Here is a 19,545-nt window from a genome sequence, read left to right as displayed (position 1 = left end):
TACAAAGAGGTTGTTATGCTGTCGCGTCGGGGTCATCGATTAAGCCGTTTTCGTAAAAATAAACGCCATTTGCGCGATCGCCTGCGTCAACGGATCTTTTTCAGAGACAGAGTGGTGCCTGAGCTGGTGGAAAAACCAAGGGTGTTAGTCCTGACTGGTGCGGGGATTTCCGCTGAATCAGGGATTCGTACCTTCCGTGCTGCGGATGGTCTTTGGGAAGAACATCGGGTTGAGGATGTGGCAACGCCGGAAGGATTTAGCCGAAATCCTGGACTGGTTCAGTCATTTTATAACGCCCGCCGTCACCAGTTACAGCAGCCCGAAATTCAACCAAACGCGGCGCATATTGCGTTGGCAAAACTCGAAGCTGAGTTGGGTGATCGCTTTCTACTGGTAACGCAAAATATCGATAATCTGCACGAACGTGCGGGAAGCCAGAACGTTATTCATATGCACGGCGAGCTCCTCAAGGTTCGCTGTTCGCAAAGCGGGCAGATTTTAGACTGGACAGGGGACGTCACGCCGGAAGACAAATGCCATTGCTGCCAGTTCCCGGCACCACTGCGACCGCACGTTGTCTGGTTTGGCGAAATGCCTCTGGGGATGGATGAAATTTATATGGCACTGGCGATGGCAGATGTTTTCATTGCCATTGGCACATCAGGACATGTTTATCCGGCCGCGGGTTTTGTTCACGAAGCGCGTCTGCATGGGGCGCATACGGTGGAGTTAAATCTTGAGCCAAGCCAGGTGGGGAGCGAGTTCGAAGAGAAGTATTACGGTCCGGCAAGCCAGGTAGTACCCGAGTTTGTTGAGAAGTTATTGAAAGGCCTGTGATTTTTTGCCGGATGGCGGCGAATGCCTTATCCGGCCTACGGCGTGCGTTTTTGCAGGCCCGATAAGCATAATGCCATCGGGCCTTTCTTATCCCACTGAATTAACGTCCTGCTTTTAGCTTCTGATAATACTCTTCATAGATGGCGCTGGCGGAACCAACATCGTTCTGCCACTCCCCTTTATTGATGGTTTCTGCATCCGGGTAGAGCGTTTTATCGTTAGCCACTTCCGGACTTAAAAGCTTACGTGCCGCCAGGTTTGGCGTCGGGTAACCGATGGTTTCCGCGACTTCTTTCGCGACATCCGGACGCAGCAGGAAGTTAATTAGCTTCAGCGCACCTTCTTTGTTTTTGGCATTTGCCGGAATAGACAGGCTGTCCATCCAGAAAATACCCCCTTCTTTCGGCCAGACGACTTCCAGCGGTGTACCCGCCTGACGCGCCACGAATGCAGAACCGTTCCACACCATTCCCAGATTAACTTCGCCTTCCATATACGGATTAGCCGGGTTATCGGAGTTGAAGGCTGCAACGTTAGGCATTAGCTTCTTGAGCTCGTTATATGCGGCTTCAATCTCTTTCGGGTCGGTGGTATTTCCGGAGTATCCCAGCTTGCGCAGCGCCATCTGGAATACTTCGCGGGCATCATCCGTTAACAACAGGCTGCCTTTGTATTCCGGTTTCCACAGGTCAGCCCAACTGGTCACGGTTTTTGGATCAATGGCATCACTGTTAATACCAATGGCCGTCGCACCCCAGATATAAGGAATTGAGTAGTCGTTGTTCGGGTCAAACGGCTTATTGAGCATTTCCGGATCGAGGTTGTGGAAGTTGGTTAACGCCGACTTATCGATCTTTTGGATCATGCCTTCCTTGCGCATTTTGTCGACGTAATAGGTGGAAGGCACCACCAGATCGTACGCACCGTCTTTGTAGGTTTTGAGCTTGGCGTACATGGTCTCATTCGACTCGTAGGTCGAATAGATAACCTTGATCCCGGTCTCTTTAGTGAACTGTTCCAGTAATCCTGGCGGAACGTACTCGGTCCAGTTATAGAAATAAAGCGTGTTGTTATCATCAGCGTGAGCGGCGCTCATGCCCAGTGCCAGAGCACCCGCCGCGAGCAGGTGGCGTGACCATTTTTTCATTTAACGTCCCCTGAATGATGGGCCTCAACGGCCCTTGGTTTTATCACGTGCAATAAGCTGGCTGGCAATCACCATAACCAGCGACAGAACCAACAAAATGGTTGCCAGAGCGTTCACTTCTGGTGATACGCCGACTTTAACCATTGAGTAGATTTTTAATGGCAAAATTTCATAGCCGGGGCCGGTGACGAAGGACGAAACCACGACATCATCCATCGACAGCGTAAAACTTAGCAACCAACCCGCCGCTACCGCAGGCATGGCCAGTGGCAGAATGATTTTGCGCAGAATAGTCACTTCACTGGCACCCAGGTCTTTTGCTGCTTCAAGCATACGTACGTCAAAGCCTTTCAAACGTGAGTAGACCGTTACTACCACAAAAGGCAGGCAGAACGTGATATGTGAAAACAGCAGCGACCAGAAGCCCAACTGAATGCCAATCAGCATAAACAGTACCAGCAGCGAAATTGCCATCACAATATCCGGCGACATCATCACCACAAACAGCATGCCGCTGACAAATGGCTTGCCACGAAAACGGTAGCGATATAAGGCGACCGCAGTCAGTGAACCGATCAGCGTGGCAAAGGTCGCGGAGAGTACGGCCATCGTTAGTGAGTGCTGTGCCGCCTGCAGCAAACTGTCGTTGTTCACCAGCAGGCCGTACCATTTGGTGGTAAAGCCTTGCCAGTTAATGCCAAAGCGCGAGCTGTTAAAGGAGTTCACAATCAAAATGATGATTGGAATGTACAGGTACGCGTAGATAGCGGTCATAAAACCGCCGCGAAGCAGTCGACCGATCATTCGAGTTCCACCTTCTTGTTCAGAAGGCGTGATACTTTCAGAGTATTGAAAATAATCAACTTTTTCTCTTCTCCAAAATCTCTCCAAAACTTCCCGCCAAAACAGACAGCCAAAAAATAATCGGCCATCACTAAGGCCGCGAATTTTACAACAATTTTCCAGGTGAGCGGAAAAAAATGCCCATTTAAATGACCAGCTTTACCCATTCCTGGCCGCGAGTGTCGTTATACCGATCTGTTGTTGCCTGCACTTTATGACCCAGCAGTGTTTTAGTGTCGATCCCCTGCGCGCGGTACAGTCGTTCAGCTAGCGAGCGTTGCTCGTGAAAGGTTGTTGGCGTTTTTCCTGCTGGTGGATTAACCCCTGCCATATCCCGGGCAACCGCAAAATAATCACTCAGATTATCTTTGCTCATTGGCTGGCCTTTTTTCTGCTGCCGGCTGTGAACCAGATAGGGGCTAACAACCCTGTCACGGCAACCGGCAATGACTTCTTTAAGTGTCATGCCCACGGCATCGCAATGAAGGGACAGTGGTAGCGCCAGACGCATATCAGTCTTACCCTGAACGACATGCAAATGACCGTCCCACACGTCGGAGAATTTCATTCTGACAATATCCTCTCTTCGCTGGCCAGTAACCAGGGCGAGAAGCATGGCGTTCCTGTTGTAATGCCCTTCTGGGGTAACATTGAATATGGCTCTCCAGTCCTCGATGCTGAGTCTGGCGCGGGTTACTTTCGGTACCGGTTTGCGTGTCGCCTCCGGAGGATTCCAGCCCGGTGGAACTTCGCCTGCATGTTGTGCTTCACGATAAATATCTACCCATACCACGCGGTTATTTAACGCGGTGCTGGTCTGCCCCTTATCAAGCCATTCTTCAAGAATCAGGGAGAAATCCCTAACCTCCAGACTACGCAACGGATGATTGCCAAGTCGGCCAACTAAAAGATTAGCCATTCTCATTTTTTCTTTGAGTCGGGTTTCTGATAAATCGCCGTTATCTACGCGGGTACGCTGCACTTTTTCATAGCGAACAATCCACGCCTGTAAACTGATCCCACGAGCCCTATTTGATGATGGTCTTTCATCTATTTTCTTCAGGAAATAATCAGCCTCAGCTGCTGCCAGTCGCTGATTGGCAGTGGATGCTATCTTTTCTGCTTTGACTTTATCGGTACCAAGTCCGTGAAATTTTCCGGTTACCGGGTTTTTATATTGGTAATAGGTTTTATCGGTGCGGCGATCGAACCGGGCGTAAAGCCCGGGTATAGATATGCTATTTTTTCGTGGCCTTGGTGACATGATTCAGGATCTCCTTTAACGCATCGTCATCGTCATCGTGAATTTCTGGTGCCACGCCGACAGTACCTGGGCCAACATACACGGCATTGCGATCAACGCACCAGCGACCGCATATTTTTTCAGGCTTTGGGTTTATGTATCCCAACTTGCCATATTTCACCAGAGTGGTATTCGTTATGGAAAAGCCGAATCGACCGGTTTTCCATTCCGTCAGCGGTATCAGAAATTGTTCACTCATAGCCATCACTCGCGATAGCCAGCCATTACGATACGCGCAACGACTGGCGCAGATTGATTGTCAAAAATCAGCAGTTGGTTTTGCCTTTCTTTTTTGGCGCCGTTTTTTCTTGGGTTTTATACTCTGCGGTATAGCGCGCTGACGAACTGGCGGTCGCGTGAAAACATGTTCGCTTATGCGCCGCCGTTCTCCCATTCGCCATACATGCCAGGACGTCCAGTCACATCCATCATCACAGACGTGCAGAGAACGGATCAGGGCTTCATCGCCGGTTAAATTCTCTGTCACTTCTCCGCCTCCGCACTTATAACTCCAGCGGCCAACGCTGCGGCCATGTGCGGCAATTCGTCAAAATCGCCGCGGTATGCCGGGTTTGCACACATCCCCTGCAGAGCTGCGAGCGTCAGTTGCTGGCGGTAGGTGAGGGCCATCGGTTCAGGTTTTGGCGCAGATACAGTTTCTGGTTCCTTTTTCGGCTTAACGGTAACCACGGGAGGATCCATCACCACCGGTTTCGGTGGTTCCGGGCGACGATATTCCACGATCGCATCGAGGGCGATTTTCTGACGAACGGACACATCATCAGACCAGCCCTCAAGAATTGTCGTTGCGACATCGTGAACTTCTTCATCGCTGAAATTGGGCGACAGACAAAATTCAGTGGTGGCGATATCGATGATCAGCAGAGGAAGAACGTCAGCGATAATATGACCGGTGCATGCCACAACGCCTTCCGCTTCTTCTTTACCCATAATGTCAGTACGCCCGGAAAGCAGGTCGTTCAGCGCGTGGGCAATCTCAATTTCATGATTATCAAGAAGTGGACGGTCGTCTTCCTGTTCGGTTACTTCCGTTTTTTCACCTTCATTTGAGGCGCTATTGGCAAATGCTGCATCCAGTTCCCTGTCGAGTTCTGCAGCGCGAGACGGGCAGACTGCTGGTGGTAAATTTTCGTCCTGTAACGTCTGTTCGGTTTTACCATCAGATTTTGCTCCATCATTTTTTTGTGGCAGCGGGGCAGACGTACGGCCGCAGGCAATATCAATGACCAGTTGTGGTGGATTAACGCAGTCAAAACCCGCAATGCAGCTATCAATGTATTGGCGCAGTTCGCCAGGGTAAATATGAAGTTTTTCATCAGCGGTTTTGATGATGGCCACGATGGACGCCGGGTGATAATCATGAATACCCGGTGTACGTGAAAATGGCGCACACCAGTCATCAATCTCGACATCTTTACCGCACAGCATGGTATTGATGCGCATTTCAATGCCAACTGGAGGACTGCACACGTCGAAATCCATGGAGCGGGATAATTTGCCCATGGCGATGCGATAGCGCAGCCTGGTAGCAAGTTCGCTCATGCTTGGTTTTTTCTCATTGCGTTTTGCTGGCGGAGTATCAAGCCATTTATTAATCGGCCTTTTGATATCAGTCCACTGTGCTGTTTCTTTGACAGTTGCACGTAGATGCGCCATTAATTCTTCCTGACGTTCTGGCAGCAGCGCCAGTGTGCGTGGTTCGCGGGCGATAGCTTCCGCCAGTTCGCGGGCAAAACTGCTTTCATCATCGTTAACCAGATCCATTACCTGGCCGTATTGAATAGCTGTGATTTCCTCGACAGGTCCAAACAGCACCAGACTGGCGGCGCGATAGTTAGCTGGTAACGGTCTTACCGCTGTCATTTTTTCTGCGGCTGTAACATCTTCAGCAAGTTCAGGCTCAACCAGCACGCGTTCAGGTTTGCCGGTTTCAGCATTCCAGACAATTTCATCTGAGAAAAAATCAGGAGTTAATACGCCCATAAGTTCAGGTCGCGGGACGTCTTCGCTGTCCTCCCATACTTTAGGCTTGAAATAATCATCAGCAAGTTCTGGTGCAAATTGCAGAAAAATTCCGTGTAACATTACCTGTGCCGCGGATTTATTTTTTGCTCTCACAGCGCCAGCGTAAACGGGAAGGTCTTTATTTTTCTCAAGCGAACCTTTTTTAGGTTCGAGCATTCCAGAAAAAATATTTAATTCAATAGTCATAACAACCTCAATAATGTTTATGTGTATGGCGTGCATTGCTTCTGCTTAAATTACAGCGCCGTGGTTCATGAATTTGTTTGTAGGAGATAGCATGCTCAAGGCTACAGAAATAAGCAGTCACCACTCTCTTATGAATTCTTTTTGTTGATTTATACATGGAATCATCAGAACTCCATTTTTTACAATACGGACAGCACTCAAGTGTCACTTACCCTCCCTGCATAGCTGGCTATGACAGGGCCATCATTGATGGATATAGTTAGCCCTGCCAGTTAAGGCATAAATAAAAACTCTCTTAATTGTTTGAAGTTATTGAAGGGGGTAAATAAAAGTTCAGCGTAAAAACTCGCTAATATTAACCCTCTGGTCGTTAACTATTTTGGTCATTACTTTGATGAAACACATATCCAGCACCGCCTCATCTTTATATTTTTGAACGCCGGTTATATCAGCCACAGCTTTTTTATATTCAGCTTCAGCTGTACGCTGGGCAATATCTTCTCTGGTAAATTTAACCATTGGCACGCACCATCCTGAGTAAAGGTTCCGTGTGATCGAGAGCTGCCTTCTGTTGTTCGTACAGCGCTTCGATCTCAGCTGTAAGGCGGTCGCGAAAAGCAGGAACGGTTAACTGATGAATAAAATTACTTACGGAGCTTTCCACATCAGGATCCCCGTCCGGTATAACTGGCTGTGAATTTTTCATAAACCCTCCGGTAAAAAAGGTGCCATCGTGGGAGATGGGCAAAGATCACGCGGCACACACAGCAATTAATCACATCTGCAAGCGCACTCCACCTGTTCCACACCTGTCACCCATAACTGGTAAGTGAAGGAGTGCACTTGCATGTTGCGCCCTGAAAAAGCTGGCGGTTACCGGAAATACACGGGAAAACACCGGGCCGCCAGAACAGGGGTCTACTTGTTATTGCTTTGGCCTGCTTTTAACCACATCAGGCGCGGTGGATCCTGCTATTCCCCAACAACAAGGATTCGGTTAATCTGGATATCCCCAACAATAATATGAGTACTCAAAGTGATCGCTGAACTGTCGGCGGCTATGGCCGCGATAAAGGAAACGGCTGGTCTCGCTAAGGTTATTAATGAAGCGAAAACAGATGCAGAGGTAAAAGCTGCAACCATAGAAATCCAGAACAAACTAATCATGCTTCAGGCGGAGTGCTTCTCTCTTGGCGATGCGATCCGCCTTCGTGACGAAGAGGTAATGCATCTCAAAGCAAAAATTGCAGAGTTTGAAGATTTTTGTGCCAAGGTAGAAGGATATAACCTTGATCAGCTTGAATCTGGTGCTTTTGTTTACTCTAAAAATGAAGTTGTGAGTGGAAAAGAAATAACCGTGCATCTTTGCCCACTTTGCTATTCCAAAAATATAAAATCGATACTTCATCCTTTCCCTGTAAGTAAAAATGCGCATTTTCATAAAAGCCGTTGTCTCCACTGTGAAAACAAGTTCTTAATGAATAAAAATCCGGACTACGATCAACCCAAATCTTTAAATGAGATTGGGCGAGAATTAAACGGTGGTAGCTGGCTAAACCGTTGAGTCAGGTTGTGGATATCCAGATTGTTAAAGAGCGAAGCGTCCAGTAGGGCGCTTTTTTTGTTTCTGGCCCTGTATCGCCAGGGTAAGCGGAACATTTTGATTCTGAGTAATCACTGCGTGTGGTTACTTGATGGGGTTTAGATTAGATATGTCTAACGAAATAGGCAAGGAATTTTGTTAGATAAAACTAACAAAATGAGCGAGTTTAAATTAACTTACTGATAAATAGAAAATTATTTTTTGGTTTGACGTTGTCTGGCCTGGAGAAGCTCTTCGAATAATTTATTGAAGTTCTGCACTCTCGCTCGCATTTCCTGAAGCTGGGCTTCTTGCTCCGATTCAGGCAGAGAATCAAAGAGATCTATCAACTCCCGATGCTTGTCAGTCAACTGAGTGGTGGATGGTAATTCATTGGCAGGGACAGGATTTTGCTGTTCATCTCCAAACAACAGCCAAGTCGGTGTGCATGATAGGGCTTTTGCGAGCGAAAACAGACGGGTGCCGACAGGTTGCGTTTCATCACGCTCCCATTGCGAAATGGTCACGTGCGCAACACCAGCAAGTTTGGCTGCCTCACGCTGAGTCAGCTTTAGCTCTTTACGTCTGGCAAGAGCTCTTTGTCCAAGGCTGTTTAAATTTTTCATAGTTAGACAATTCTAAATTTTATTGACTTAGATATCCCGCGCAAGCTAATGTTAGACATACCTAACAAAATGGAGGTCACATGCTCACATGTGAAGCACTTGCTTTTTTTGACACCAAAACAAAACTCGCGAAAGCCGCCGGTGTAGAACTTCAGTCTCTTTACAAATGGGGAACACTTGTCCCCGAAGGTCGGGCCCGTCGCCTGGAAGAAGCCTCGGGTGGCGTACTCATCTACGACAAAGACGTTTATGACCGTTACCGCCAGGCCAAGCGCCTTGGTAAACAGAATATCTGCACAACCAAGAAGGAATCTGATTGATGAAAATCAACGAGATTAAATTGCTGGCTATCGAGCTGGAAGAGTGGGCGATGAAGGATGGCAGGAAAGGGGGCTGGAAAAAGATAGTCCCGCTGATTACAGCGCATCACTACGGTGAGTTGCTGGATAGCTTGGCAGATATCGTGGACCCGTCAGAGTATGCGCGTCGCCTGCATAACAACACTCAGATCATCCAGCGGGCATTTCGAAATGACACGCCGAATTATCGTGGTCAGGCAGCTGCGCTGGCGCCAGCAATCAGGGCTGCGATGGATGCAGAGCTGGCTGGTCAGCATGACTTACATAACCTGGTGGCCATTGCGAACCGCGAGTGCATCGAGGCAACCAGCGCGGTGCTGACTGGTAAGCCCATGCAGGTTATCCGCAAAGAAACGGCAGAGGCGATTCAGGCGCTGGCCGATCTCATCCCCGGCGTCAGCATCCAGTTTAACCATATTGGTCCGCGCGCGGCGTAACAGGAGGCTCCCATGCTTGCCCAGGAATTAGTAGACCGTATGAAAAAGGCGATGAAGCACAGAGTACCGGTGGAGACAGTCGATCGCAGCGCTGAACTGATTCCGGGGATGAAATACCGCAACGAACGCGGACGCATGGTGACGGTAATGAGAGTTTCTCATCTTCGGGTTATGTACCGATACGAAGGCTATCAGGACATCTGCGAGACAGGCCGGAGAGAGTTTGAACTCAAGTTCAGGAAGGTGCAGTCATGACTAAGCGCACAGCAGGTACGGAGTTTTGTGTGAGTAGAATTTTTGAGATTGTCCAGTCGATGTCCGGTCAGGGAAACAGCATCACGATCCCTTGTCCGTATCTGGATTTTTTCGCTGGTGACCGCCAGCAGCATTTGCTCGCGGCGATCCTGAATCAGCTGGTGTTCTGGTCGGGTAAATCTCACCTGGAAAATGGCTGGTTTTACAAAGAACACGCGGTAATTGCTGCGGAAGTTCGTGCGTCCAGCAAGGATGTCATCCGCAAGGCAATGAGCAAAATAATCAGCCAGTATTTGCCCGGTGTTATCGAAGAGAAGAAACGCAAGGTAAACGGTACGCCGAAGATGCATTATCGCATCAATGAAGAGGCATTAATTGCCCTGATATTCCCGCCAGTGCTGGATTCGGCTCTTAAGACGAATGGAAACGGCTCTCAAGCCGAAACCAAACGGCTCTTAAGCCGAATGGAAACGGCTCATAAGCCGAATCCTGGAAACGGCTCTCAAGCCGAATCTATTCTCTATACAGATCTTAAAACAGATAAATACATACAGATCTCTTCTTGTCCGGGAATTGCGTCCCCGGAAGTCGATTTACCTACAGGCGAAGAAAAAAAATCATCTTCTGAACAGCAAAAAGGCAAATGGGGCACACCAGAAGATCATCAGTGCGCTGAGTGGGTTTTTTCCCGCATCAAAAAACTCTACGAGAAGGCCGCCGAGACAGACGGCGAACTGTCACGCCCAAAAGACCCTAACTGGAATGCCTGGGCAAACGAAATACGCCTGATGCGCTGCATAGACGGGCGCACCCACCGCCAGATTTGCGACCTGTTCAAGCGCGTACAACGCGATCCGTTCTGGTGTCGCAACGTCCTGAGTCCGTCAAAGCTGCGGGAAAAATGGGATGAATTGATTATCCGACTTGGCGGTAGCACGCAACAACGGGATGTTAACGCCATTTCAGTCCCGGACAACACCATCCCTGAAGGTTTCAGGGGCTAAAAAATTAACCTGGAGAATTTTATGGAAACCATTTTAGACGTACTGAAAGCGATGGAAAAAGCGACTGCCCGTGAAATTGCGGCGCGCATGAAAATTGAGCCTGCGGCGGTGATCGGGATGCTGCGTGAGCACGAAGAACGTAACGAGGTTGTTCAGGCTAACGGGTACTGGAAAGTTGCTACTGGGGAGGTGAAGTCACAGCCCACGGCGACCAGTTCTGTCAGCAAAACACCGGCAAGTGTATCTGTCAGCGACGTCATCGCCTTACTGGCCGAACATGGACCACAGACATCCTTTGAGCTGGCAACACTGGCAGGTATTGAATCCAAACGTGTGGCACCAATGCTGACCCACCACATGACAAAAGGGCGGATCATCCGCGAAAAAGTGGGCAACAAGTTTGTTTATTCGGTAGCGGCCGCTGGGCCAGTTAAAAACAAGATTTCAACACCACAGGAACCGGAGATATCAACGCCACCAGTACTAAAAAAATCTGTCACTGAAATTGTCGAGGAAATTCCCTCGTTCGTGAGCCGTCCTGATGATCTGCTGATCCCAACGGTACGCGGTATCTCAAGCGAAATTCGCCGTACGAAAGCGAAGCTGGCCAACCTGGAAAAACTTCGTGAAGCCGTTCGCAGCATTCGCAAACACGGTGCACTGATGCAGGAGCTGGCGCAATGAAACAGTCTGAGTTACCACGCTGTCCGACCTGCGGAAATATGCCCGAATACGCGCTAAAGCCTAACCATATGGGATGGGTATGGGGTGGATTGAAATGCCCGTATGACCATTACCGTGTGAATTTGAATGGCCCAGCTGGCAGCCGCGCACAGGCAGAGAAAAAGCTGGCGCCACAGTGGATTGAACTTGTCGAAAAAATAAACTAGGGAAAACAGCATGAAACCAACCTACGGGGGACTAGCAGCACAACTCGCTAACTCCGAGAGCAAGAGCAGGGAGCTGGCGCGCGAGGCAGGCGATCTGCTAGACATGTGGGAGAAGCGCGTCGCTGAGGGTAAGCCAGTGCCACCGGTACGCTTGGCAATTGCGCCGCCGGCTGCCGAGCATGGGCGGACACTCATACAACTGTTGTTTGCCAAATACAATCAATTAAAGTAGAGAACAATTGGAGTATACTTACAATGGAAGTGCAAAGAAACCTTTCTTATCCTAAATTATCAACATTTTAACATTCGTTAATCATTGATAAAATCCTTGAGAATTGCTCCTATAAGAGATAAATTTGAAAGGTGATTCCGTAAGAACACATTAAATAAAAAGGTCTGAGATGATTGAGTTAAAAGAAGTAAAAAAATCTTTATCAAGTGTAAATGAAGTTTCAAAATTAAAAGACACAGATTATGGCATCTCTTTTTATTATAAAGAAGCCTTTACTGATTTGAGAGTGTACGCTAAAGAATCTATGATTTCTTCAAGGATTGAAATTTCAAATTCTTTTCAGTCGCCTCATGATTTTAATAGTGTTTTCGATGCTGATAGTATAGCTAAAGTTGTTAATTTGACAACCACAACACCATGTAAAACTATCTTTGTTGAATCCAAAAATTCCAATGGAGCATTCATAATAAAAAATATTTCCTCAGATAAGTTAGATGTTTTTGCAGAGGATAACCTAAGTGAAGACATGCTAAGTAATAATTTAAAGCTGACGATCTTTAAAATGATGCTTGAAAATTTTGCTTGCTATAAAGACCTGAGGGTAGTTGTTGATAAATATAAAGCTGGAGCGCAAAGTGAAAACTAATGACGCACCAAAAATTATCATTCAACTTATATTGAGTGCTCTTTTATTTTATTTTTATTCATTCAAATTTAAGGTTGGCTTATTAGGTTTTTTATCAGAGCAAGTCTATTATCAAGTGCTGATAATTTTGGTTATTTTGTCTGGGTATATTGCAAAATGGTTAGATAGTTTTCGTTTGTTAATTATTCATCATACGTTGATGATATGTTCAAGCTCATATAAGTTGAAACACCTAAAGCAGGGAGTAGAGATTTTAACTGAAAAAACAGTTAATGCACAACTATCTCAATCAGCTCAGGCTATGATGACTGAAATAACATCTTCGGATTTTGAATTAGAGAGTATGGTTAAGGAAATGCATAATCAAATACAAAAAATAAAGAAATAAAATATTCCTATCACAGAATTTAATTTTTGCTAATAATCTTTGCATTATGATTTTGTCATCGGAGCTTGAACAACTCTGTTGACTTCTGCGCATTTAGGGTGACTAAATGCGACCGCAATCTGAAATCTTCGCCTTGTCACAGATGGAGCAATGCGGTGCTGCCACCATTTACTGAGGCTTTGGTGAGGGCTAACCTGCCGGAGGTATGCCAGTCGAAAAAAATCGCAGCCTGACCTATAATCCCCTCCATAACATGGAGGGGAAATGAGCAATCAATTCAGAAGTAAACATGATATCCATCCTTTAGATCCTTACATAAAATGGTTGGCAAATAGAGCGTTCATGCTTGTTATTTGGCTGAGTATTATTGCTGTGGGAGTATTACTTTCTAAGTATTATGAACAGTGGAATATCCTTCCAAGATTTGGCTCAATTGGGATCATGATTGGTACGTTACTTACTCTATCGCCTCTTTTCGCCGATGGTATTTACCTTTCTCAAGCCAAGGCTTTTTGTTTTGCTGGAACGGACGAAGATGGGAAAACGTCAGTCACGTCTGATGAGGGACGTAAAGTGTCCATTAACATTTTTTGGGGTGTGATCTTGATAGTTCTTTCATCCCTCATTAATGCCTTTGGTGACTATCTTGGGGATTATTTATGAGTGAATTTAACATCGCAGCAAAATCGAAAGAAGAGCAGGACAAGGTTAACGTCGACTTGGCGGCTTCTGGTGTAGCGTACAAAGAGCGCCTGAACATGCCGGTTATCGCTGAGCAGGTAGCACGAGAGCAGCCAGAACATCTTCGAGAATACTTCATGGAGCGAGTGCGCCACTACCGCGAGCAAAGCCTGACGTTACCGAAAGCATCCGATCCGCGCTATCTGGACATGGCTGCGCAGAATGAGAAGAGGTAATAGGCCGTCTCATTATCCCGTCGTTCGCTGAAGCTTTGGTATGAGCTAATTTGCCAGAGATTTGTCATCAGAAACAAATGACGGCTTAATAAAATATTGCTAATTCAACCCGCTACGGAGGGTTCTCTTTTTCGCTTCATCAATCCCTGCTACGATTCCCTGTCTTTTACTGATGGGGATATGAAGAAAGTTCTTGTTGTTTTATTGGTGTCACTTTTCTCACTGACAGCAACGGCAGCAAACAAGCCATGCTCAGGTAAGAAAGGCGGAATATCGCATTGCTCGGGCGAAAAGTTTGTTTGTAATGATAGCTCAATCAGCAAATCTAAGAAGGTTTGTCAGAAATAGTTATCAATAGATAGCACTCGCCATCAAAATCAAACCCGCTACGGCGGGTTTTTCACTCTCTATTGTATATGCTATTTTTTATGCAATAAGAGCGATTAATGGGACGCATCAGGGGAGCGCATGGATTCAACGAACGACGAAGAAAAACGCATAGAGTTTGAAAAATTCATCATTGAAAGGTTTGGTGATACAGTTGATCTTCGGAGGGCGAAACATGGCAACAACGGATATATCTCATGGGAAGCGGCGGTTGCTTGGATTGTCTGGCAGGAGCGCTCATAGCACTATGAAACAACGTCTACCTCTAGCGGGCGCTGATTTATTATGGCGCTGCCCGGAGCGTCCCGTCATTCACTATGGACTCCCACTTAGCAACGTCGTTTTAGAATTTGATTTTGGTCCGCTATGAGCGAAAAACGGACTTACTTTAGGTTTGATGAACGTAAATAGGGGGTAATAATGAAATTATTACCCCCTATCGTTAAAAGGCAATTTACTTTATTAATTAATGATGCAGTCAGAGACTGTTCTGAAACGGTCTCTGAGCATTAATCTGTGATGTTAAATATAATTTAGACTTCAAAAAATTGCCTGCCATTCTATAAATGGTGGCATTAGTTCTTATCAGTTGAATTTTTATTAAGTGCATTTTTTTTACACTTGGGACAACTTTGTACTAAGTCCTCGGTGATTTGATAATAATAAGGAATTAAAATATTCATTCCACCACATTTTATCGCATCATAAGCAAGTGCTTTAGTTAGCATTTCCTTTCCTTCAACAATTATTTCCCTATCGCTGACTAAAATATCGCTAAGAGGTAAGTGTTCTGGATTGTAAATTATCACATCGCCTGATTGCCTTTCATAAGCCTCATAGTTGTCACCTGCTTTACCATAAGCTATATCCGTGGCTTTCACCCAATTAATTAGTTCTGCTGTCTGGCACCAACTAATTAGTCGTTCAAGTTTCTCTGGAGTATATGTTCTTGCAAAGTCTCCATGCGCTTCACAATGACCATATTCTGCAAAGTAGCCTAAGTTATATTCGTAAGAGTAATCCCCCGCAGTCAACGGAAGTCTGAAATACTGATTTGGTAATACATTTTTAGTTTTTGTGCTATTAAGTAAATTAAAAACAATATCATAAAGTTGATAAAGGCAACACCCTTGATAATCAGGATTACCATATACAACAATGTCTCCAAAGTTCTTCATATCAGAATTATAGACACTTCCAAAGCGTTCATCGCCATATAAGAAAAAGCCTTTCGAAAGAATGAAGACAGCATTAGGAAGTAAACTTTTATCATAACTTTGCGCATGCTTTTCTAACTCTGAAACGATATCGCTCCACTCCATGTCAGTATCATAAGCAAAAATAACTCCGAATCCATCCTTCTGAATTTTCGTGCCTGAATGAACAATAATACCTTGATTACTAACTATTCTCTTTAATTTTTTGAATGAGGCAATATTTTTGAATGCACTTCCTAATTCTTTTTTTGTAAGTTTTGATTTTACCTGAATAGCACCATAGCAGTACTCAACAGGTAAAACCTCGTAGATATCTTGTCGCTGCATAAGCGTAAATGCATTTAATGCATCATAAAAAAGAATATCAATTTCATTACTAATGTGTCCGGTTGTTGATGCAACACGGACGCTCGATTTTGAGATTGCATAACTAAGCGGCAAAAGCTTATTATCTATAAAGAAAGCTCTTAGCAATTCTTCTCTAACCGTACCAACATCTCTAGGATGTTTAATATCTTTAGATATTTCAAAATCTTTAAGCATTTTATTCTGTAAATACATGAACTCACGTTCCAGACCATGAAACTCCTTATCCTGTGAGCGTAATTTATTTGCACGCGAGGCTTGGTTTGATATCCATTCTTTTGTCCTCGCTTCTTTCTCAGCAAAATCAGCACGTTCTTTTTTTTGAGCACTAGTCTGGCGTTTTCTTTTCCTTTCGTTTTCTGACATAACAAAAATATCCTTAAATTTAATAAAAATATTAACTAATTTAACAAATATGGAAATCGAAAAATGTGCTAACCATCTTTTTTTAAGCCTTTAATCAATTTGTTAAGTGACCAAACCTTCATTCCATTGATTTCTAAGACGTTCTCTTCGAGCACGCAATGATTCACTGCGATCCAAGTGTAAGTATCTAACATAACTTGGTCATTTACTCTAAAAGAGTTACTGACACTCCAACTTCCGCTTCTGGCACTATGGGGACCTTCGCAAACAGGACACCCTCGATTTCACCAAAACGGTCAAGCTTCACCTCTTTAATAGAAATATGGGGCTACTACCCATCGTGTTGCTCTCTGGCTCATTAATAAATCAACATTATAGGTCCGCAGAAGTCATGGGATGACCGGTGTTACTGGGATATTTACACATACACCGTTACCTCAACCCTATGATAGTCGGAGCTGTTAATACCTGTTAAGGCATAATGGATACACTCGCGGATAATCCTGCCACTAACTCAATGCCTGCAGGCATGGTATCTAACTGGATGCGCACCGGTACGCGTTGAGCCAGCCGAACCCAGCTAAAGGTGGGATTGACATCCGGCAGCCCAAGTCCGCCGGTCTCATCGTTGCTGTCACCAATTCCCCGCCCGATACTCTCCACATGGCCTATGAGCAGCGAATCAAAACCCATCAGTGAAATCTGCGCGGTTTTCCCGACGCGGATATGACGCAGTTTAGTCTCTTCAAAATAGCCCACCACCCAGAAACTGTGCGCATCGACAATGGCGACTTTTGTCTCTCCCGCGGTGGCATAGTCACCGGGCCGAAGACGGAGATGTGTGACATAGCCGTCCACCGGTGATCTCACGGTGGCATGCGCTAAATTAAGCTGAGCCAGTTCCAGCGCGGTCAGTGCGCCCTGATAATTGGCCGCCGCGATGCTTGCCGCACTGCCTGTTTGCTGGATGTCCTCACTGGATATCACCCCTTTGATCATCGCCCGTCGCCTTGCCGCATCCTGCCGCATTAGCATCTCATGACGTTTTGCCTCAACGTCAGCCTGTGAACTCAGCACGGCCAGCTTCAGCCAGTGGGGATCGATGGCATAGAGAATATCGCCACGGTTAACCCACTGGTTATCGCGGACCTCCACGCGACTCACCGGCCCGGAAACATCCGGTGCAATCTGCACCACATCCGCACGAACCCGCCCGTCGCGTGTCCAGGGTGTTTGCGCATACTGTTTCCAGAAAATAAATGCCACGAGTGTCGCCACCGCAACGGCACTTAATGTCAGCGCATAGCAACCCAATAAAGAGAGTAAAGATTTCATGCAAATAACTCCAGAGTGGTCAGGCCCTGCAAAAGCAGGAAACAACTAATGATAAAAGTCGAAAAATCAATCAACGGGCGAAAGGGCAAACGTCGGTAAAGCCTGCTGAAAGAGAAAATTAATAAGAGTGATAGCGTACAGATCAGCGCGATGAGCACAGTCATCAGCAGACCGGGAAAAAAAACACCCCCGATATTGATGTCATTTATCATTTGTGGATCCCTCGTCCTGCGTTCGTAACGCGCAGTGCAAATCAACCAGTTTGTCGACTAACTGGCGCGATGGTTTATCAGTGGCGGGCAAGTATTGAACGGTTATCTCCGCGATGCGCTCGCGCAAGGCTTCAGTCTCCGTAGAGCGGGTAAGGTTATAAAGGATGGCGTTGATGCCACAGCCTGAGGGCATGTCGCAGCGGCGAAGATGCATCACACCGAGGCCAATGCGCAGAAAGTGCATCAGGTGAACAAGTGCCCGAGCGGATGATGGCCTGCTACGCGGTATGCGTGGCAGCAGCAAGGCAGCTCGATCAATCATCAGATTGGTCCAGTGCGTTTCATCTCCTTTAAATACGCCGTTCACGCTCCGGCGGATATCACGCTGACAAAGTTTCAGCAGGCGGTTTATCGCCGCGTCGGCTTGCACGGTTTGCAGCAGGCTCATGCTAAAGACCGCAAAACCGGTCGCGAAAAATAGCGCGATGGCGGTGTTAGCCGCATCGGCGAAGTTGCCGCTGTAATGTGCACCCAACTCGCACAATACAGGTAGCGTCAACGTTATTCCCATCGCCATAAACGTGGTGGGCGGCCGTGCCTGGAGTGACCCGGCAAGCAGGTAGACCGGAGCAAGCACGGCAACCAGTACGGGAAAATCGCTGACCTGGGGAAGCAGGGCAAAACTATAGATGAGACTTATCAATACGCCCCAGAAGGAGCCGATAATGTATTTCACAATATGGGGTGCAGGCGTGTCGAAACTTCCAAACAGAGTGCAACAAACCCCAAGAATGGAAACCGCTGTACCGCCATCTGACCATGCTGAGTCGATCCATATCAGACAGCCGCTCAGGATGATGGCAAACGCGCCCAGTGCCGTCCGGATTGCACTCAGGGGATCGCGATGAAAAATATATCCTTTCGCCGCGCTATCTTCCGCCCGTATGGTCCCGGGTTCCGCGTGAAATATAGCCTGCGAAAGGCGCTCACACTGGTGAATAAGACTAATCAACTCCGCTATGTAGCCTAAGAAGTTCACCCCCAGCGCGTCCTCAAAGGTCAGTGATTGCACCGCACGCTTCTGTAGTAACCGGGTGCTACGTTTTTGTAGGGCTTCAGCAGTACTTTTGTGTTTCCCGACATTGTCGCAGGTGAGCCAGGCCTGGACATCATTCAGCAGCGTCTGTATATCGGCGGGCATATCCGCGATCACCTGCAAGCGATCGCGTAATTCGCCGTTCACGATGGCTAATCGTGCCAGCCTGTCATGGAGTGCTTTTCTGGCCTGTCGGGCCGGAACTGAAAGGGCAAAATCATACGGGATGTGGTGGCTGATGCCCTGCAGGAATTGCAGTGCAAGCGCGAGTTGCAAGGGGGCTGAAACCTTATCAGACTTGCCCGCCAGAGTATCGGCAACATGCTGTCGTGCCGCGTGTAGCGTCTGCGTCAATTTGCTGTTGAACAGGCCTGATATCCGACTTGGCAGAATGTACCGGTGGATCAGCGCGGCGCAGACGATACCGATCGTTATCTCCTGCACCCGGATGATAGCAATGTTAAACACCGAGCCTGGGTCGGATACGGCGGGAAAGCCAATCAGGCTTGCGGTGTAACCGGCCAGTACAAAGGCATAGGCGCGGGGAGTACGGTCAAGAAGGGATAACCAGAGGCAGAAGGCTATCCAGCCTGTCAGCATCACGCTGCATACAATCGGCATATTCACAAACGTAGGCACGATCAATACCGTTGCCCCTGCGCCCGCCACGGTGCCGACCAGGCGATAGAGACACCGGCTCAGCGAAGCGCCCACAGAGGTTTGCGAAACAATATAGACGGTGATGATGGCCCAGGAGGGCCGTTCCAGGCCAATCGATAGGGCGATATAATAGGCGAGCATCGCAGCGGCAAAACTCCTGAGGGAATAGAGCAGGGCATGGGCGTCACTCAGTAGCATGGGAGTGATT

General features: G+C 47.1%; 27 protein-coding genes and 1 pseudogene. 15 read left to right on the top strand and 13 right to left on the bottom strand.

Going from position 1 to position 19,545, the window contains the following annotated elements; genetic code table 11:
* Positions 1-15: 15 nt before the first annotated feature.
* Positions 16-837, top strand: coding sequence for a Sir2 family NAD+-dependent deacetylase (gene cobB / locus ACLJXE_RS21445; RefSeq protein WP_040231971.1), 822 nt, complete (start codon positions 16-18; stop codon positions 835-837).
* 100 nt (positions 838-937) lie between these two features.
* Here the strand turns inward: cobB and potD are convergent, their stop codons facing one another.
* The 8 genes from potD to ACLJXE_RS21405 all read right to left on the bottom strand — a co-directional run bounded on the left by potD (position 938) and on the right by ACLJXE_RS21405 (position 7,068).
* Entirely contained in the window at positions 938-1,984 is a 1,047-nt protein-coding gene (gene potD / locus ACLJXE_RS21440) for a spermidine/putrescine ABC transporter substrate-binding protein PotD (RefSeq protein ID WP_410751957.1), read from the bottom strand.
* A gap of 24 nt (positions 1,985-2,008) precedes the next feature.
* Positions 2,009-2,788, bottom strand: a complete 780-nt coding sequence (gene potC, locus ACLJXE_RS21435) for a spermidine/putrescine ABC transporter permease PotC (RefSeq protein ID WP_006684943.1) — start codon at positions 2,786-2,788, stop codon at positions 2,009-2,011.
* Positions 2,785-2,994, bottom strand: coding sequence for a hypothetical protein (locus ACLJXE_RS21430; RefSeq protein WP_410751956.1), 210 nt, complete (start codon positions 2,992-2,994; stop codon positions 2,785-2,787). Before ACLJXE_RS21430 ends, potC begins: the two co-directional genes overlap by 4 nt.
* Positions 2,973-4,091, bottom strand: coding sequence for a phage integrase Arm DNA-binding domain-containing protein (locus ACLJXE_RS21425; RefSeq protein ID WP_286627994.1), 1,119 nt, complete (start codon positions 4,089-4,091; stop codon positions 2,973-2,975). The genes ACLJXE_RS21430 and ACLJXE_RS21425 overlap by 22 nt, the downstream gene beginning before the upstream one ends.
* Entirely contained in the window at positions 4,066-4,329 is a 264-nt protein-coding gene (locus ACLJXE_RS21420) for an excisionase (protein ID WP_286627993.1), read from the bottom strand. The genes ACLJXE_RS21425 and ACLJXE_RS21420 overlap by 26 nt, the downstream gene beginning before the upstream one ends.
* Positions 4,330-4,613: 284 nt before the next feature.
* Positions 4,614-6,362, bottom strand: coding sequence for a hypothetical protein (locus tag ACLJXE_RS21415; protein ID WP_410751955.1), 1,749 nt, complete (start codon positions 6,360-6,362; stop codon positions 4,614-4,616).
* A 333-nt stretch (positions 6,363-6,695) separates the two neighbouring features.
* Positions 6,696-6,881 carry a hypothetical protein gene (locus tag ACLJXE_RS21410; protein ID WP_047502010.1) on the bottom strand — a complete coding sequence of 62 codons (186 nt, stop codon included), beginning with the start codon at positions 6,879-6,881 and terminating at the stop codon, positions 6,696-6,698.
* Positions 6,874-7,068: a hypothetical protein gene (locus tag ACLJXE_RS21405; RefSeq protein ID WP_286627991.1), complete on the bottom strand. Its 195-nt coding sequence runs from the start codon at positions 7,066-7,068 to the stop codon at positions 6,874-6,876. The genes ACLJXE_RS21410 and ACLJXE_RS21405 overlap by 8 nt, the downstream gene beginning before the upstream one ends.
* Positions 7,069-7,398: 330 nt before the next feature.
* Between ACLJXE_RS21405 and ACLJXE_RS21400 the strand changes: the two genes are divergently transcribed.
* Positions 7,399-7,926, top strand: coding sequence for a hypothetical protein (locus ACLJXE_RS21400; RefSeq protein ID WP_286627990.1), 528 nt, complete (start codon positions 7,399-7,401; stop codon positions 7,924-7,926).
* A gap of 233 nt (positions 7,927-8,159) precedes the next feature.
* On the opposite strand, the gene ACLJXE_RS21395 is transcribed toward ACLJXE_RS21400, so the two are convergent.
* Positions 8,160-8,570 carry a helix-turn-helix domain-containing protein gene (locus ACLJXE_RS21395; RefSeq protein WP_016150004.1) on the bottom strand — a complete coding sequence of 137 codons (411 nt, stop codon included), beginning with the start codon at positions 8,568-8,570 and terminating at the stop codon, positions 8,160-8,162.
* Between the two features lie 80 nt (positions 8,571-8,650).
* On the opposite strand from ACLJXE_RS21395, the gene ACLJXE_RS21390 reads away from it, so the two are divergent.
* The 13 genes and pseudogenes from ACLJXE_RS21390 to ACLJXE_RS21330 all read left to right on the top strand — a co-directional run bounded on the left by ACLJXE_RS21390 (position 8,651) and on the right by ACLJXE_RS21330 (position 14,328).
* Positions 8,651-8,890 carry a Cro/CI family transcriptional regulator gene (locus tag ACLJXE_RS21390; protein ID WP_286627989.1) on the top strand — a complete coding sequence of 80 codons (240 nt, stop codon included), beginning with the start codon at positions 8,651-8,653 and terminating at the stop codon, positions 8,888-8,890.
* On the top strand, positions 8,890-9,366 hold the full coding sequence (locus ACLJXE_RS21385) for a toxin YdaT family protein (RefSeq protein WP_286627988.1): 477 nt from the start codon (positions 8,890-8,892) through the stop codon (positions 9,364-9,366). The genes ACLJXE_RS21390 and ACLJXE_RS21385 overlap by 1 nt, the downstream gene beginning before the upstream one ends.
* Positions 9,367-9,378: 12 nt before the next feature.
* Positions 9,379-9,621 (top strand): DUF4222 domain-containing protein, encoded by a 243-nt coding sequence (locus tag ACLJXE_RS21380; protein ID WP_286627987.1) that lies wholly within the window; start codon positions 9,379-9,381, stop codon positions 9,619-9,621.
* Between the two features lie 29 nt (positions 9,622-9,650).
* Positions 9,651-10,625: a hypothetical protein gene (locus tag ACLJXE_RS21375; protein WP_410751954.1), complete on the top strand. Its 975-nt coding sequence runs from the start codon at positions 9,651-9,653 to the stop codon at positions 10,623-10,625.
* Positions 10,626-10,646: 21 nt separating this feature from the next.
* Positions 10,647-11,309, top strand: a complete 663-nt coding sequence (locus ACLJXE_RS21370; RefSeq protein WP_286627985.1) for a DUF1627 domain-containing protein — start codon at positions 10,647-10,649, stop codon at positions 11,307-11,309.
* On the top strand, positions 11,306-11,515 hold the full coding sequence (locus ACLJXE_RS21365; RefSeq protein ID WP_286627984.1) for a hypothetical protein: 210 nt from the start codon (positions 11,306-11,308) through the stop codon (positions 11,513-11,515). Before ACLJXE_RS21370 ends, ACLJXE_RS21365 begins: the two co-directional genes overlap by 4 nt.
* A gap of 70 nt (positions 11,516-11,585) precedes the next feature.
* Positions 11,586-11,747: pseudogene (locus tag ACLJXE_RS21360) on the top strand (phage replication protein); the annotation flags it as partial.
* Between the two features lie 169 nt (positions 11,748-11,916).
* A complete protein-coding gene (locus ACLJXE_RS21355; protein WP_286627983.1) occupies positions 11,917-12,393 on the top strand; it encodes a hypothetical protein in 477 nt (158 codons plus the stop codon).
* On the top strand, positions 12,383-12,781 hold the full coding sequence (locus tag ACLJXE_RS21350) for a hypothetical protein (protein WP_286627982.1): 399 nt from the start codon (positions 12,383-12,385) through the stop codon (positions 12,779-12,781). Before ACLJXE_RS21355 ends, ACLJXE_RS21350 begins: the two co-directional genes overlap by 11 nt.
* A 264-nt stretch (positions 12,782-13,045) precedes the next feature.
* Positions 13,046-13,444, top strand: coding sequence for a hypothetical protein (locus ACLJXE_RS21345; protein WP_286627981.1), 399 nt, complete (start codon positions 13,046-13,048; stop codon positions 13,442-13,444).
* Entirely contained in the window at positions 13,441-13,698 is a 258-nt protein-coding gene (locus ACLJXE_RS21340) for a DNA polymerase III subunit theta (protein WP_286627980.1), read from the top strand. Before ACLJXE_RS21345 ends, ACLJXE_RS21340 begins: the two co-directional genes overlap by 4 nt.
* Positions 13,699-13,878: 180 nt before the next feature.
* A complete protein-coding gene (locus tag ACLJXE_RS21335; RefSeq protein WP_286627979.1) occupies positions 13,879-14,046 on the top strand; it encodes a hypothetical protein in 168 nt (55 codons plus the stop codon).
* Positions 14,047-14,166: 120 nt separating this feature from the next.
* Positions 14,167-14,328: a hypothetical protein gene (locus ACLJXE_RS21330; RefSeq protein ID WP_286627978.1), complete on the top strand. Its 162-nt coding sequence runs from the start codon at positions 14,167-14,169 to the stop codon at positions 14,326-14,328.
* 332 nt (positions 14,329-14,660) lie between these two features.
* Here the strand turns inward: ACLJXE_RS21330 and ACLJXE_RS21325 are convergent, their stop codons facing one another.
* The 4 genes from ACLJXE_RS21325 to ACLJXE_RS21310 all read right to left on the bottom strand — a co-directional run bounded on the left by ACLJXE_RS21325 (position 14,661) and on the right by ACLJXE_RS21310 (position 19,535).
* The gene (locus ACLJXE_RS21325; RefSeq protein ID WP_410751953.1) at positions 14,661-16,034 is read right to left on the bottom strand and encodes a DUF6602 domain-containing protein; all 1,374 of its coding nucleotides are present in this window, start codon (positions 16,032-16,034) and stop codon (positions 14,661-14,663) included.
* 471 nt (positions 16,035-16,505) lie between these two features.
* Positions 16,506-17,369, bottom strand: coding sequence for an HlyD family secretion protein (locus ACLJXE_RS21320; RefSeq protein ID WP_286627976.1), 864 nt, complete (start codon positions 17,367-17,369; stop codon positions 16,506-16,508).
* Positions 17,366-17,581, bottom strand: a complete 216-nt coding sequence (locus ACLJXE_RS21315) for a DUF1656 domain-containing protein (protein WP_040233557.1) — start codon at positions 17,579-17,581, stop codon at positions 17,366-17,368. Before ACLJXE_RS21315 ends, ACLJXE_RS21320 begins: the two co-directional genes overlap by 4 nt.
* Positions 17,571-19,535, bottom strand: coding sequence for an FUSC family protein (locus ACLJXE_RS21310; protein WP_286628671.1), 1,965 nt, complete (start codon positions 19,533-19,535; stop codon positions 17,571-17,573). Before ACLJXE_RS21310 ends, ACLJXE_RS21315 begins: the two co-directional genes overlap by 11 nt.
* Positions 19,536-19,545 lie beyond the last annotated feature (10 nt).

The sequence above is a fragment of the Citrobacter sp. U14242 genome (genome assembly GCF_046555775.1).
Taxonomy (GTDB): domain Bacteria; phylum Pseudomonadota; class Gammaproteobacteria; order Enterobacterales; family Enterobacteriaceae; genus Citrobacter.
The sequence above is the reverse complement of the archived record's forward strand: the minus strand, read 5'-3'. Positions and strand labels throughout refer to the sequence as shown.